Annotated in this window: 12 protein-coding genes and 3 pseudogenes; 7 read left to right on the top strand and 8 right to left on the bottom strand. The window is 66.4% G+C overall.

Features of this window, described 5'->3' with window-relative positions; all coding sequences use genetic code 11:
* The first annotated feature begins 25 nt into the window (after window positions 1-25).
* Window positions 26-736, top strand: a complete 711-nt coding sequence (locus A3862_RS05250; RefSeq protein WP_111473400.1) for a GntR family transcriptional regulator — start codon at window positions 26-28, stop codon at window positions 734-736.
* A gap of 203 nt (window positions 737-939) precedes the next feature.
* Here A3862_RS05250 and A3862_RS31810 read toward each other — a convergent pair whose 3' ends face one another.
* The gene (locus A3862_RS31810) at window positions 940-1,110 is read right to left on the bottom strand and encodes a hypothetical protein (protein WP_205782324.1); all 171 of its coding nucleotides are present in this window, start codon (window positions 1,108-1,110) and stop codon (window positions 940-942) included.
* 1 nt (window position 1,111) lies between these two features.
* Between A3862_RS31810 and A3862_RS05245 the strand changes: the two genes are divergently transcribed.
* On the top strand, window positions 1,112-1,345 hold the full coding sequence (locus A3862_RS05245; RefSeq protein ID WP_205782323.1) for a hypothetical protein: 234 nt from the start codon (window positions 1,112-1,114) through the stop codon (window positions 1,343-1,345).
* A gap of 51 nt (window positions 1,346-1,396) precedes the next feature.
* On the opposite strand, the gene A3862_RS05240 is transcribed toward A3862_RS05245, so the two are convergent.
* Complete coding sequence (locus A3862_RS05240) at window positions 1,397-1,948, bottom strand: response regulator (RefSeq protein ID WP_164706343.1); 552 nt, start codon at window positions 1,946-1,948, stop codon at window positions 1,397-1,399.
* A 515-nt stretch (window positions 1,949-2,463) separates the two neighbouring features.
* On the opposite strand from A3862_RS05240, the gene A3862_RS32580 reads away from it, so the two are divergent.
* Window positions 2,464-2,736 carry a PilZ domain-containing protein gene (locus tag A3862_RS32580; protein WP_442919052.1) on the top strand — a complete coding sequence of 91 codons (273 nt, stop codon included), beginning with the start codon at window positions 2,464-2,466 and terminating at the stop codon, window positions 2,734-2,736.
* A 5-nt stretch (window positions 2,737-2,741) separates the two neighbouring features.
* Here A3862_RS32580 and A3862_RS05235 read toward each other — a convergent pair.
* The 4 genes and pseudogenes from A3862_RS05235 to A3862_RS05225 form a co-directional block, all read right to left on the bottom strand.
* Window positions 2,742-3,005: pseudogene (locus tag A3862_RS05235) on the bottom strand (transposase); the annotation flags it as partial.
* Between the two features lie 89 nt (window positions 3,006-3,094).
* Complete coding sequence (locus tag A3862_RS31020; RefSeq protein WP_124262937.1) at window positions 3,095-3,319, bottom strand: hypothetical protein; 225 nt, start codon at window positions 3,317-3,319, stop codon at window positions 3,095-3,097.
* Window positions 3,320-3,375: 56 nt separating this feature from the next.
* Complete coding sequence (locus A3862_RS05230; protein WP_164706342.1) at window positions 3,376-3,984, bottom strand: GAF domain-containing protein; 609 nt, start codon at window positions 3,982-3,984, stop codon at window positions 3,376-3,378.
* 267 nt (window positions 3,985-4,251) lie between these two features.
* A complete protein-coding gene (locus tag A3862_RS05225) occupies window positions 4,252-6,636 on the bottom strand; it encodes a type IA DNA topoisomerase (protein WP_111473397.1) in 2,385 nt (794 codons plus the stop codon).
* A gap of 923 nt (window positions 6,637-7,559) precedes the next feature.
* On the opposite strand from A3862_RS05225, the pseudogene A3862_RS05215 reads away from it, so the two are divergent.
* Window positions 7,560-8,066: pseudogene (locus A3862_RS05215) on the top strand (DUF4113 domain-containing protein); the annotation flags it as partial.
* A 138-nt stretch (window positions 8,067-8,204) separates the two neighbouring features.
* Window positions 8,205-8,498, top strand: a complete 294-nt coding sequence (locus A3862_RS05210) for a DUF1330 domain-containing protein (RefSeq protein WP_111473395.1) — start codon at window positions 8,205-8,207, stop codon at window positions 8,496-8,498.
* 67 nt (window positions 8,499-8,565) lie between these two features.
* On the opposite strand, the gene A3862_RS05205 is transcribed toward A3862_RS05210, so the two are convergent.
* Complete coding sequence (locus A3862_RS05205; RefSeq protein ID WP_111473394.1) at window positions 8,566-9,918, bottom strand: phosphoglycerate mutase; 1,353 nt, start codon at window positions 9,916-9,918, stop codon at window positions 8,566-8,568.
* Window positions 9,915-10,457 carry a cytidyltransferase gene (locus tag A3862_RS05200; RefSeq protein WP_111473393.1) on the bottom strand — a complete coding sequence of 181 codons (543 nt, stop codon included), beginning with the start codon at window positions 10,455-10,457 and terminating at the stop codon, window positions 9,915-9,917. The genes A3862_RS05205 and A3862_RS05200 overlap by 4 nt, the downstream gene beginning before the upstream one ends.
* 126 nt (window positions 10,458-10,583) lie before the next feature.
* Here A3862_RS05200 and A3862_RS05195 point away from each other — a divergent pair, with 126 nt between their 5' ends.
* A complete protein-coding gene (locus A3862_RS05195) occupies window positions 10,584-11,849 on the top strand; it encodes an acyl-CoA dehydrogenase family protein (protein ID WP_111473392.1) in 1,266 nt (421 codons plus the stop codon).
* Window positions 11,846-12,880 (top strand): annotated as a pseudogene (gene selD, locus A3862_RS05190) (selenide, water dikinase SelD). Before A3862_RS05195 ends, selD begins: the two are co-directional and overlap by 4 nt.
* The last annotated feature ends 101 nt before the right edge of the window (window positions 12,881-12,981 follow it).

Genomic DNA, 12,981 nt, shown 5'->3' with positions numbered 1-12,981 from the left:
CAAGCATCGGGCAAAGGGGAGGAATATGTCAAGCGCCTCGGCGGCAGCGCCAGACACTGGCGAAATCCTGCCGGATTGGGTCCGTCCGATCGTCAAGGAGAGTCTGAGCGAGCGCGCCTATCGCGAACTGCGGGTCGCGCTGATGCGCGGGCAGCTGCGCCCAGATACGCGGCTGCGTCTGCGCCCAATGTCGGTCCGGTTCGGCATCAGCGCGACGCCCATGCGCGAGGCCCTGCTCAGGCTCGTTGCGGAGAAGGCGCTTGCGCTCGACGCGCGCGGGAGCGTGGTCGTCCCTCGGCTGACCTTGGATCAGCTCCTGGAGATTCGGGCGATCCGTACCGATCTCGAGGGGCGTGCCGCGGCCGCGGGGGCTGACAGGCGCGCGACCGAAGTCGACGAGTTGGAGGCAATCCACGCGCAGATCTCGCAATGCCATGCGAGCCGCGACTTTGAGCGCGCGGTGAACCTCAACACCGAATTTCATCTGGCGCTCTGCAGGCTCGGGCAGATGCCGATCCTCTACGAAATCGTCGAACTGCTATGGGTGCGATGCGGCCCGATCCTCTCGCACCTCTATGACGACGGAGTTCCTGATTGGGAGCCCCATCCCCATCAGCGCATCATCGACGCCCTGCGCCGCGGCAACTCGGACGCGGCCCGCGATGCGGTCCGGGAGGATATCGAGCGCGGTGGCAGCGGGTTGATTGCCCATGTCCGCGCCTCGCCGGCGGGGTGACAGAGGCTCGTGCCAGGAACCCACTCAATGCTCCTACAGCATGGCTGCCGTGGCCACGAATTTTCGCTATCGACGAGCGGCGGAGCCTCCTTGAACGACCGGATTGGGCGCTTTTCGGACAAAGAGCCTCGCATCGCTGAGTAGGTTATCGGCCGGCAACATGCATAGAGCCGCCGCCGGCTGGGTTTGTGACTCAATCGCGATCAGGTGTCGGCTGCCGCGGCCGCGTCCGGGTTCAGCAAGGCCATCTCGTCGCGCCGGCGCATCAGCAGCGGCAGATACTGCCACGCCTTGTTGGCGCTACTCGCCCGCCCCCTGTAGGTCTCCGGCACGCTGGCGCTGGCTGCCCTGTTGGAGACTGCCGGAAAGCCCACCGTGCGGCTTTGGGCCGAGGGGGCATCCAGGGAGCTGAAAGAGCTCCTGAAGGCCCGGCGCTATCGCTGGAGCCCGACGCGCCGCACCTGGTACATCGACCTCGACGAAGAGCAGATCGAGATCGAACACGGCTACCTGGCCGAGCGGATCTACCACCGGCCCGTCACCGGCCTTCCATCAGACCGGTTCACCGCGCGCGACCGGTTCTCTGTGCGAACCAACCCGGATCTGTAAGCTGTTTGCCTCGAGCTTTTCGCGTCTGTCCCATCGAGGGATCGCGTGCAGTCAATGACTGAGGCGAGAGGGGACCTGCACAGCCCGATGGGTCTCGATCAGCAGCGCGAGGGGCAGCCACGGTTTTGGGAGCGTGGTCACTGCCGGCGGCAGACGCGATGGTGGACCGCCCGCTGTTGCCAGAATGACGGGGATCCCCGGCCATGATCGGCGCAGCTCCTCGGTGAGGCCGAACCCGTCAAGGGCGCCGGTGAGCTGCTGATCGGCGACCACGAGCGCGACTTCGCCACTGCGCTCCTGCAAAGCCTGCGAAGCCTGCTCGCCCGTGTCACAGCACTCGACGTTCAGCTCACTGGCACGCAGCAGCGTGGCAGCCTGTTCCGCCATAGTCGGGCAACGCCCGACCACCACGACAAGCGGTGTGGGGGTCGACTCCTCAATATCCGGCAGTTCCAGGCGTGCCAGCAGTTCCAGCAGCGGCTGGGGCCAATCCTCGCACTCCTCGATCGGCAGCAACTGCGCGAGCCCGTAGGCGACTGCATTCAGCAGTGGGTTATCGGCACCGTCAGTGCCGCCTTCGTGGACGTATCCGATCTGCTCCATCCAACTCCCGTACGGAGGATGCCCTTCCTGCACCGGTCCGGCCCTATTGATCTGCATTAAGGTCTGCAGGGTGAATGGCGCGAAACGTCGAGGGTTGCACGGCGGAGACCGGAAAATCATCCGTCGGTTGAGCGAGGTCGCTCACGCGTGGCCTACCGATCCAGCTCAAATCGCGGCAGGTTGGACACGCGAGAGCAAGGACGTTCGATGCGTTCTGCAGCCACGAAGGTTTGCCATACGGCCCCATCGATACCCCGACCCAAGGACAGGCTAAAAAGGCTTGGTGCTGCTTCTCAAGGCGATGGAAAACAGGGCGCTCCGCTGGTGTTGATGGGGGGCACTCGCGCCATCGTGTCTGGCAGGTTCGGCCGCTCGCTGTCTGGGATTACCTTCTGAAAACCCGTTGTGCTGCATGGCGGTCCAAGTTCACCGAGCCCGGTCTGTCTTGTGGTCAACAGCAGTGCTTCCCACACATCAGCGATCAACAGGCGTACGGCGGGGATCGTATTCCCACCATGCGGCTCGCCACGATCCGGTTCGACGACGGTGAGGAAATCCCATGCGTGCTGCGGGATCTGTCACCGACTGGTGCGAAGCTAGCAGTTTCGCGTCGCTATCGGCTGCCTGCAAGCTTCTACCTGATTGTGCATGGCCGGGAAATAGCTTTTCCGGTTCGGCGTGCTTGGCAGCGCGGTGACTTGGCTGGCGTCATGCTTGCGGTGAAGATGGCCGAGCAAACCCGCATACCTCCCACTCAGACATCGCCCGATCGTTCATCCGGAAGTTGACCGGTTACTACGCTGGTTCCGACGACCTCCTCGTCGGCGTGCACGGCCTGATGGCCGCCCTCCAGCATGCGTCGCTTCCACGAAAACGGCAGGCTGGGCGAGAGGCCGTAGCGGCGGGCGACGAACAACACGGACGAGCCGGGCTGCTGGCGCTTCTCGACGAGGCGGATCTTCTCAGTGGTGGGCCAGCGCCGGCGGTGCTGAACGCCGGTCACGATCTCGCCGTGCACCGGTGGGGCGCTCGGATCGGATGACATAGCCTTACCCATAGGCCAACGCCTTTGCTTTCGTGAGCTATGCCACTTGTCCGATCAAAACGGGGTGCGGTTCACTTCATCAATTCATGTGAGCGACAATATTAGACCCGTATCTTATGCTGCCGCGCGACTGCATTAACGAAATTAATACACGCCGTTCGGTCGGCTTGATCGATGATGCGGTCAAAATCACTGAGAATCAGTAATACTTCGTGATTGGATTGATGCTTGCCGCCCTCAATCCAGAGATCGGCCGTCTCAATACCGAGCGCATTCGCTATCCGACACAACATGCGATCCGCTGGCCTGCGATCATCGGTCATCATCGTGCCTCGATTGGAGAGATCAAGTTATGTTGTAGTCTAGTATATCATGTGTCGGTCTATTGAATGTTTCTAATGCTAGATAATTTTCGGCCGACATGCAGGAGAGTTGCGGACAGCAATAGATCCAGTACTTGATCGTGCGATTGTTTGCTGGAACTATAGGCGGCCATCAGATGCTCAGAGACGCTCTCCAGGCAATCGGTCTCCTCGAGAGTTGTGGTGTCGTCGGCGTTGTGCTGTGCGAGAAACTTGCGGACTTGTAGAAGTATGGTGACTTGCCGTCCGAGTGCTCGAAGAGCTTCGGTCTGTGCCCGAGACAGACCCGCTGGATGCGGCTTTGTGTCGAGAACGCAGAGAGTGCCCACGCCGAAGCTTGACTCCAGACGCAGCGGCACGCCCGCATAGAATCGCAGTGCGGATTCCCTGGTCACCAGAAGATTGGTACGTGTGCGAGGATCGTCTCTCAGATCGTTGATGATCAGATCCGTCTGCTCTGCGATCGTGTGCGCGCAGACGGACTGCTCGATCGGCGTCTCGGTCGCATCACTGCCGACGCGTGACTTGAACCATTGCCGATCTTCGGCGACCAAGGTGACGTTGGCGACAGGCGTATCACAGATCGTGCGGGCGATCCCGGCGAGGTCGTCGTAAGATTGTTCCGGCAAGGTATCGAGGATGTGCAGCTCCTAAAGATCCCGGAGCCGTTGTGTATCCATGACGACGGACCACGGTATCTCGCTCATCGTATTCCCGCTCGCAAAGGGTCGGCTGCTGCCAAGCTTTTGCGCAACTTCTGATTGAATCCAAGGGTATTGTTTGCGGAGGCTTAACGCAGGGCTTCTGATCGAGTTCGGTTGGGGGCGGCGGCAGTTGCCGTGATGGCGGCCATCCTTGATGCGGCTCGCACCCGGGCTCCGGTCGGATGAACGCCCTCAGGCTCGACGTCGTGGTGCTGGCTGTCGCGACGCCGGTGCCGCCCTGCCACGCCGCTTGCCTCGCCCGGCAGGCTCCCTGGCTTTGGCTGCGCCGGAACTCGGCGTCTCCGCTCCACGCTGCGGCCGAGCGGCGTGCGCGTCGAGGAAGCGCCAGCATGCGTCGAAGTCGGTCTCAGCCTCCGGCGGACAGGTGATGCCACGCTGCTGGGCCAGATTGTGTGCGTACTTGAGCATTGCCGCGCTCGGAGTCCCGCGGTCGCGGGATTGATCGGCGTCGCCCTCCTGAGGTACGCGTGGCCCGGCGTGGGTGTCGAGAAAAGCCCGGCACACGCTGATGCTGCTCTTGCAGCCACGCGGCAGCTTCACGCCCTTTCTCTCAGCTAAGCTCGCCGCAAACGACACCATGGCCGGCGTCGGCGGCCGGTTGTCGGCCTGACCGGGCGGGATCAGGCTCGGATCGAGGCTGACGACCGGTGAGTTCGCGATCGCGGCGATCAGCTCATCCAGGCGCGTGCGCGTGCGCTGCCGGAAGGCGTTCGCGCGCTCGACGGCCTCGGCACGCGTGGCCGCACGACCGATCTCGGCCAGTTCCGCTTCGAACAGGGCGCGTCCGACCGGGTCGCCGTAGGTCGGAAACACGCGCCGCACCGCCGTCATGAAGGCCAGCCCGACCTCGGTCACCTCAATGGCCGGGTCCTTGCCGTTGGCCAGGGTGATGTAGCGGCTCTTCAGAAGCTTGGGCAGGATCGTGTCGCGGGTGGCGGCCGTGCCGAGGCCCTTGGGTTCGTTCGGATTGACTGGGTTCTCCAGGGCGCGCTTGACCGCCGGATCATCGACCTGGTCGATCAGCCGACCCATCACCACCGGCAACTCGCCTCGGGTGATCCGACGCGGCGGCTCGGTCATCGCGGTGGCGACATCCGCGCCCGCAGCCGATGCGCCCTCTCCGTCGTCCACGAGCGGCAGGCGCGCGGACGTGGCCTCCGCCTCGCGCTTGGCCTTGCCGGGCACGACGTCCGCTTCGAGTTCAGCCTCGCTGCCGTAGACCGCACGCCACCCAGGGGCACGGATGACGCTGCCCGACACGGCAAACCGCTTCGCGCCCAGCGGCGTCCCGACCTCGGCCGTGACGCTCGTGCGTGCGTCGATGCCGTCAGGCAGGTGGGCGGCGAGAAAGGCTTTCGCGACGAGCTCCCACAACCGGAACTGGTCGACCGAGAGGCGGCCACGCTCCGGCACCTTGCGCAGGGGCACGATGGCGTGGTGCTCGCCCGGGTCCTTGACGTAGTGCCCCTTCGCCCCGCGTCGGATCAGGGGCAGTTCGCCCGCCGGGACGACATCGCGCACATCGGTCAGCACGGTCGCGATGGCGGTGACGATCGCGGCGGCATCACCCGCCTGCCCCTCCGGCAGGTACTCGGACTCGGTGCGCGGGTAGCTGAAGTAGCCCTGATCGTACAGCTCCTGGGCGAGCCCGGCCGTGTGCTGCGGGTCCCAGCCGAACCGCTTGGCGCAGCGCCGTGCCAGCGTATCCTTCGAGAACAGCCGGGGCGGTGCACGGCGCACGTCCTTGTGTTCGACCGCCAGGGGACCTGACCACGTCGCGGCGGCCGTCCGGATCGTCTCGGCGGCCGCCGCGTCGAAGATCCGCTCTTTGGGTGCATGCCATAGGGTCAGCGCGGCACCGGATTGCGTGCCGAGGTGCAGGGCGACCTTGAAGAAGTCCCGCGGCACGAAGGAGCGAATGCGCTCCTCCAGATCGGCCAGGATGGCGAGGGTCGGCGTCTGCACGCCGCCGAAGCGCCAGGGTTCCCGGAACGCGGGCGGGCGCAGGCGCAGCGAGATGGCCCGCGTGCCGTTCAGGCCGAGGTGATAATCCTCGTACTGCCTGCACAGCGCTTCGAGGTAGGCGGCATAGTCGCGCTCGCCTGAGCCCGGCTCCTTGGCCAGGGCCGCGAAGGCGCGGCGTATCGAGACCTCGTCGAGCGCGCCGAGCTTGAGCCGGTCGACCCGGCCGCGCCAGCCGAGGTGCTCCAGCACCTCCCAGGCGATCATCGAGCCCTCGCGCCCGGGATCGGTCGCGATGATCACGCGCTCGACGCCGCTCAGCGCCTGCCGGATGGCGGCGATCTTCGGCTCGTGCGACTGGCCGGACCGGTTGGTGCCGCAGCTGACCGGGATCGTGGCGAGCTTGATGGGCAGCGCGTCGAAGCGCCAGGGCTTCCACTCGGGCCGGATGCTGCCCGGCTCCTCGGCCGACAGCAGGTGCCCCTCGGCGGCCACGCAGACGGTGTTCGGTGAGCGGAAGAAGCGCTGCAGCTGCCGCATCGCCGAGGGTTTCTCGAAGAAGAACAGCGTGCGGCCCGAACTAGGAGGAGACATGTCGTTGGCCGCTCAGGCGCTCACAAGCATGTTCGTATTTTGTTCTAAATCGACCAAACATGCAATCGCGGTGATCATGAGCAGACGGTTTCGACCCCTCCCAGGGTCGCTGCGGTATCACGGATCAAGGCGTAAGGACCTCAACCGGCTGGCTTCACCTCAGGCTGATTGAGAGGATCAGCCAAGCAGAAAGAGGCGGGCACGCGGCGAGGTTGGAAAACGCACGCGGAGCAGGTCGTGCTGAAGCTGCGCTATATCGAGTTGCAGATGGCCCACGGCAAGAGTTTGGCGCTGGCGTGCAACGGGGTGGAGATTTTCGAGTAGAGCTACTGCGGGATCGTTGGTCAGCACCGTGGCGCGCAACGCTACAGGCTGACCGCACTCAGGGCGACACCCTCGGTGATGATGTCCGCTTTCCGCGGTTGTCAATTCCGGAGGGGACGACTGGGATGGGCGCGAAGCAGAACGTCCGGTTATGCGCGCTATGGCGATCCATCGTGGCGGAATCTGGCCGGAAGCTGCTGGTCCGCTTTGGGGGCCGGGTCGTGGGTAAGCGGACGTTTGGCGCGGCTCAGCTGAATGCCTTAGATTGACCGATTGTGTTGAAAAACTCAGAGGCGACGCCTGCTAACTCGTTCTGAGGCTCACCACAGGGGAGGTTTTTCTCTTTTCGTCGCCTTGCACTCCGATATTGATCGAGATACGCGAGGTCACCGAATAATCTTTCTCCGGATGGAGCGGTGTGGTGCACTGCTTCGGTTGCATCCCGAGTTTTTCAACACAATCGAACCCTTGCGAACCTTCCGCTCTGCCTACCCGGATGTCTGCTCGGAGGGCAGAAACGGACCTGAAAGTGGCCGCCGCAACATCGGCATGTCCTGCCTCATCATCCGACGCGGTGGCCCAGAGCGAACGTCATCGTATCTGCCTCCGATAAAGTCGCCTCGGTTGCGACGACCCACGCTACCCGCCTCGGGGGGAAGCTCCGGCGCGAGGGGCTCGTTACCGACCGCGTCATGGTCTTCTTCCATACCTCAGAGCACGATCGCGACCGGCCGCAGCGCTCGGTCGCGATCGTGGTGAGTTTGCCCGAGGCCTCGAACGATACGCTGGTGCTACTGAAGGCATCGACGCACGGCGTGCGCAAGGTTTGAAGTGACAGCTACCGTTATTCCAATGCCGGGTGGTCACGTCCGACCTCGTGCCCCTGGCCGCGTCGCAACGCGCCTTACCCGGCTTCGGCCAGCTAGACCGGGAGCGCGGCGCTGATGGCGGCGCTCGATGCCTGCATCGGCCGGTTCGGTCGCGGGGCCCCGGTCCCGGCGGCTGCAGGGTTTCCCGAGAGGCGCGACTGGTCGACGAAGTTCGAGATGCGCTCGCCTCGTTACACCACGCGCCTTGCCGAGGTGCCCGTGATCGCGGCCGCCTGAGCGGGCGCGCCGTCGTACGACGAGCCGGCACATGCCGGGACGCGACGGGCATCGCCGTCTCGCCCGCTCGACGCTATCCTGCCTCCCGAGACATGCGGCAGTCCGCCTGCACGGGAGCGGCGGCCAGGGAGAGGGCTCATGCCGAACGGTTACTGGATCGCGCGCATCACCGTAACGGACCCGGCCAGGTACGCCCCTTACGCCGAGGCGCTGCCGGCGGTCGTCGAGCGCTTCGGCGGTCGGTTCCTGGTCGTCGGCGGACGCTTGGAAGCCGCCGAAGGTGAGGCGAGGCCGCGCAACGTGGTCATCGCCTTTGACGACTACGAGACGGCCCGCACCTGCTGGCATTCGCCGGAATACGTCGAGGTGGCCCAGCTGCGCGAGGGAGCGGCGGTGGTCGACGTGGTGATCGTCGAGGGCGTCGGGCCGTAACGATCGCCAGGGTCGCCGGCGGCGTGCCGGGCTACGCGGCGGCATGGGCGGTCTCCCGACCCGACGGTCACAGGTCGGGCGCACCGAGGGGCATCGGCTCGGGACGGTCCGGGAGCGCTAGGGTCGGGCGCGGCGTTGCCCTATGGCCGAGGAACACCGGGCGGTTGGCCTCGCTGAACGCCAGCGGGAGGATCTCTCCGGCACGGATGCGGCCGATCCATCCGGCGGCGGCGGCGGCCTCCCCGAAACGCTCGACCGGGTCGGAGCGCGTCTCGGGGCCGCAGATCACGAATGGCGTCGGATCGGAGGTGTGCAGCACGCCGGATCTCGACGGCGTCGCGTGGTCCCCGGTCACGATGACGACGGCGCGCCGGCTGAGCTCCACGAGGCCTTCCAAGCCCGCGTCGAGCGCCTCCAGAACTTCGAGCTTCCCGCGCGGGTCCTTGGTGTGCCCGGCCTCGTCGGTGGCCTTGGTGTGAACGTGGACGAAGCGTGCGCCCCCCGCGATGAGCGCGTCGGCGGCGACGAGACGGGCGCGCATGTCGTCGGCGAGGTCCTTCAGCGGGGGCTGCTGGATCTCGGCTAACGCGAACAGCGCGCAGAAGCCTCTGTAGAGCCGGCTGTTGGTCACTGCGGCACCCGGCACCCCGGCGATGGTCTCGAAGGCGGGGAGCTCGGAGCGGTGACCGCCCCACTTTGTCGTCAGCACGTCGAGGGGCGGCCTAGACTCGGCCGCGCGGCGGAGGTTGATCGGATTGCCCTCCAGCATCTGCCGGGTGGTCAGGAGCATCGTGTTGAGGTGCGTCGCGAGGTCGGCGGCCCGCTCGTGGACCGGCCGGACCCTGAGCCACGGGTGGTAGTCCTCGAAGAACGGGTCGGAATCGGTGACCTCGCCGTTCGCGAAGGCCGGGAAGAAGACGATGGCCTCCCCGCGGCCGAGCCGGTGCACCTGCGCGCCGAAGGCGGAGAAGGTCGGACCGAGCTCCTCGTAGAGGCCGTCCGCGTCGGTCATGTCCCGCTGGTCGCGGCGGGCGCGCCCGGTCACGCGGACCTGCCCGTCGACGACGCGCGAGGTGCGCAGGCACGCGAACGTCGTCGCCGTGTCCATGGGAACGGGGATGCCCCCGCCCAGGGCCTCCAAGATTGCCCGGCCCGGGAACGGAACGCCCGAGTAGCCGAAGATCGACCAGTGCGCGACCTCCGAGGACGGGGCGGCACCCCACCCGAACGGCAGGTGCCACCCGGATGCGCCGCGCCGGGCGAAGGCGTCGAGATGGGGCGTGTGGGCCGCTTCCGATGGCGTCCGTCCTCCAAGCTCGGGAAGAGCGCGGTCACCGAGCCCGTCGAGCAGGACCAGCACGACCGGAAGCCTGTCGTCGTCGTAGCGCGGCTGATCCTCTCCGTAGCCGGGAGCCTTCATGATGCCGTCACCTCCGAACGGACCGCGAGCATCTCGCGCAGGAGCGGGATCGTCGCGGCGGGAACGAGCGTAGTCCAATCCCCGCCGCGGGCCATCGCATCGCGGATGTCGGTCGCGTGGACCTTGGACGCGGGATCGCCGGCCACCTCCCAGACCCGGTAGCCCGCCTCCCGCAACTGCCGGGCCTTCTCGCGCTCCCACTCGCTGAAGACACGGACCACTTGGAGAGCGTCGAGAGGCACGTACTCGGGCCAGCAGGCGGGACGGGTCAGGTCGAACGGCACGATCATGACACGCTCCTCCCAGCCCTTTGCCCATAGCGCCGCGCGCAGCAGAGTGAGCCGCTCGAAGTAGTTGAAAGGGTTCGCCTTGGAGGTGTGGCGGTGCCGGGATGTCGCCTCAGCTCGCCGCGCGTCGGTATCCGGGTTCGTGACCCCCACCACCGCCCGCCCGGCACGGGCCAGTGCCATCCCGATGAGTTCGAGGTGCTGGTCGTGCACGGGCTGGAAGCGCCCCGTGACGCAGGCGTACGTGGTCATGCATTCCCCACCCCCTGCTTGCCGATCGGTTTCCATACGAACCCCGAAACCCTTTGACAAAGATTCAAACACCGTTAAACTATCTAACGGTGTTCGATAAATCTAGCAAGTGGGAGGTGGACCGCGATGGCTGAGGGAACGGCAACGACGACACAGCAGGCGCTTGAGCCGAGCGCACGCGTCCGCGACTACACGGACCGGTTCGCGCGGTTCCTGGCAGACGACGTCGCGCCCATCGAGCAGGAGCTCGCCAAGCAAGGAGCCGGCACTCCGGACAACCCCGCGCTCGACTCCGAGGGGCGCATGCATCCGGCGGTGTGGGAGGCCCGGCGCCAGGTGCAGCGTCGAGCTGGCAAGCTGGGGCTGCATTGCCCTCACATCCAGGAGCGGTTCGGCGGCGGCGGGTTCGGCCGGGTCGAGATGCACCACGTCGAGGAGTTCATCTACCGCCACTCCGGCCTCGGCCTCGGCCTCGCGGCGCTGGCCTGGACGGAGGGAGCCAGCCCGCCGTTCGAGCACGTCTCGGACGCGGCGCGGGAGAAGTACCTCCTGCCGCTGGTGCGGGGCGAGATCACGACCGCCTTCGCGAACACGGAGCCGAACGTGGGGTCCGACGTGCTCGGAATGGAGACCTACGCGACGCGCGACGGCAACGACTGGATCCTCAACGGTCGCAAGGCGTGGATCACTAACGCGCACTTTGCCGACGTCTACCAGGTTGTCGCCGTCACCGATCCCGGGAAGGGGACCCGCTCCCTCTCCATGTTCCTCGTCGATGCCAAGATGCCGGGCTTCAGCCGGATCGGGGACCAGCCGACGCTGATCAACGATGGCCTCACCGGCCGGCTCCAGTTCGAGAATGTTCGCATCCCGGCCGAGAACATCGTCGGCCAGATCGGTGACGGCTTCGCCCTGGCGATGTCGTGGATCAACTGGCGCCGCCTCTGCCGCGGCGGCATGTGCGCAGGCTGGGGCGAGTGGCTGGTCGAGCGCGCGATCATCTACGCCCACGAGCGCAAGTCAGGCGGCAAACCGCTCGCGCAGCTGCAGGCCGTCCAGCACCTGATCGCGAGGATGGACGCCGACGTCTACCAGGCCCGAGCCGCCTCCCTCGTCGGCCAAGCCCGGCTCGACCAGATCGGCGCCTTCTCCATCCCCCTCGATCGCGAAGCGCCGCGGCTCGTCTCCCTCGTGAAGGTGACCAGCGACGAGGCGTTCTACCGCGTCGCCGACAACGCCGTTCAGGTGCACGGTGCGAACGGCATGCTGCGAGGCACGCCCGAGGAAAAGCTCTTTCGCGTCGCCCGGAACCTGCGCATCCCGGCTGGCGCCACCGAGATCCAGCTCAACGCGGTCTCGCGGACGTTGCTCAAGGAAGGCAAAGCCGCATGAACGCGCTGCCCCAGCCGCTGATGTCGTACTCCCCGGCAGGTGGATGCGCCTGCAAGGTGCCGCAGTCCGTCATCGAGCAGGTGACCGCGTTCGTCGGCGGCGGGGGCAGCGACGGGAAGTTGTTGGTCGGCCTGGATGCCCCCGACGACGCCGCCGTGTACGCGCTCGACGACCACAGGGCGCTCGTGGTCACGCTCGACTTCCTCACCCCGGTCGTCAACGACGTGTTCGACTGGGGGAGGATCGCGGCGGCCAACGCGCTGTCGGACGTCTACGCGATGGGCGGCCGGCCGCTGCTGGCCCTCAACATCCTGGCCTGCCCGCGAGAGTTCCCGCAAGAGATGCTGCAGCGACTGCTGGCCGGCGGCATGGACTCGGTGACGCGGGCCGGCGCGGTGCTGGCCGGCGGACACAGCATCGTCGATGCCAGCCCGAAATACGGCCTGGCCGTCGTCGGCGAGGTCGAGCGCGACCGGATCATCACGAAGGTTGGCGGCCGCGTCGGCGACGTCCTGGTGCTCACCAAGGCGCTCGGGGTGGGCGTGGTCAGCACCGCCATCAAGAGAGGTCTCGCTTCCGAGGCCGACATCGGGCGCGCCACCCGTAGCATGGTGCGGCTCAACGCGGCAGCCGGGAAGGTGGCGCGGGATTTCGGCGTCCGAGGCGGCACCGACGTGACCGGCTACGGTCTCATCGGCCACCTGCACGAGATGGCCGCCGGCGCCGGAGTTGGCGCCCGAATCCTTCGAGGCCGCGTGCCTACATTGAACGGGGTGCAAGATCTGCTTCGCCAGGGTTGCGCTCCCGATGGAAGCGTTCACGCGCTGGCGGCCGGCTGGCTCGATCACGGCGACGCCGATCGGGACAGCTAGGTTCTGCTCGCGGACGCTCAGACCTCGGGAGGCCTCCTGCTAGCCGTCGCGCGCCAGGATGCGGATGCGCTGGTCGCCGCCCTGCACGCGGCCGGCGAGCGGGACGCGGCGGTCGTCGCCGAGTTCGTCCCGGGTGAGGCGGGGGCAATCGCCCTCTAACGGTCCAGACCTGACCCTGTTACCTACGCGCGAGGACCGCTCGGGGTCGGGAGCGGGCCCTCAGGACAGGCATAAGCCATCGGTCTGGCCACCAAGACATG

Origin of the sequence: Methylobacterium sp. XJLW (assembly GCF_003254375.1) — a bacterium.
GTDB lineage: Bacteria > Pseudomonadota > Alphaproteobacteria > Rhizobiales > Beijerinckiaceae > Methylobacterium > Methylobacterium fujisawaense.
This window is presented reverse-complemented; position numbering and strand designations above follow the sequence as displayed.

Bases quoted from the DNA above. Each gene is read 5' to 3' on its own strand.
- A3862_RS05250 (WP_111473400.1), top strand. From the start codon at position 26: ATGTCAAGCGCCTCGGCGGCAGCGCCAGACACTGGCGAAATCCTGCCG.
- A3862_RS05240 (WP_164706343.1), bottom strand. From the start codon at position 1,948: ATGGAGCAGATCGGATACGTCCACGAAGGCGGCACTGACGGTGCCGAT.
- A3862_RS32580 (WP_442919052.1), top strand. From the start codon at position 2,464: ATGCGGCTCGCCACGATCCGGTTCGACGACGGTGAGGAAATCCCATGC.
- A3862_RS31020 (WP_124262937.1), bottom strand. From the start codon at position 3,319: ATGATGACCGATGATCGCAGGCCAGCGGATCGCATGTTGTGTCGGATA.
- A3862_RS05225 (WP_111473397.1), bottom strand. From the start codon at position 6,636: ATGTCTCCTCCTAGTTCGGGCCGCACGCTGTTCTTCTTCGAGAAACCC.
- A3862_RS05210 (WP_111473395.1), top strand. From the start codon at position 8,205: ATGCCGAACGGTTACTGGATCGCGCGCATCACCGTAACGGACCCGGCC.
- A3862_RS05205 (WP_111473394.1), bottom strand. From the start codon at position 9,918: ATGAAGGCTCCCGGCTACGGAGAGGATCAGCCGCGCTACGACGACGAC.
- A3862_RS05200 (WP_111473393.1), bottom strand. From the start codon at position 10,457: ATGACCACGTACGCCTGCGTCACGGGGCGCTTCCAGCCCGTGCACGAC.
- A3862_RS05195 (WP_111473392.1), top strand. From the start codon at position 10,584: ATGGCTGAGGGAACGGCAACGACGACACAGCAGGCGCTTGAGCCGAGC.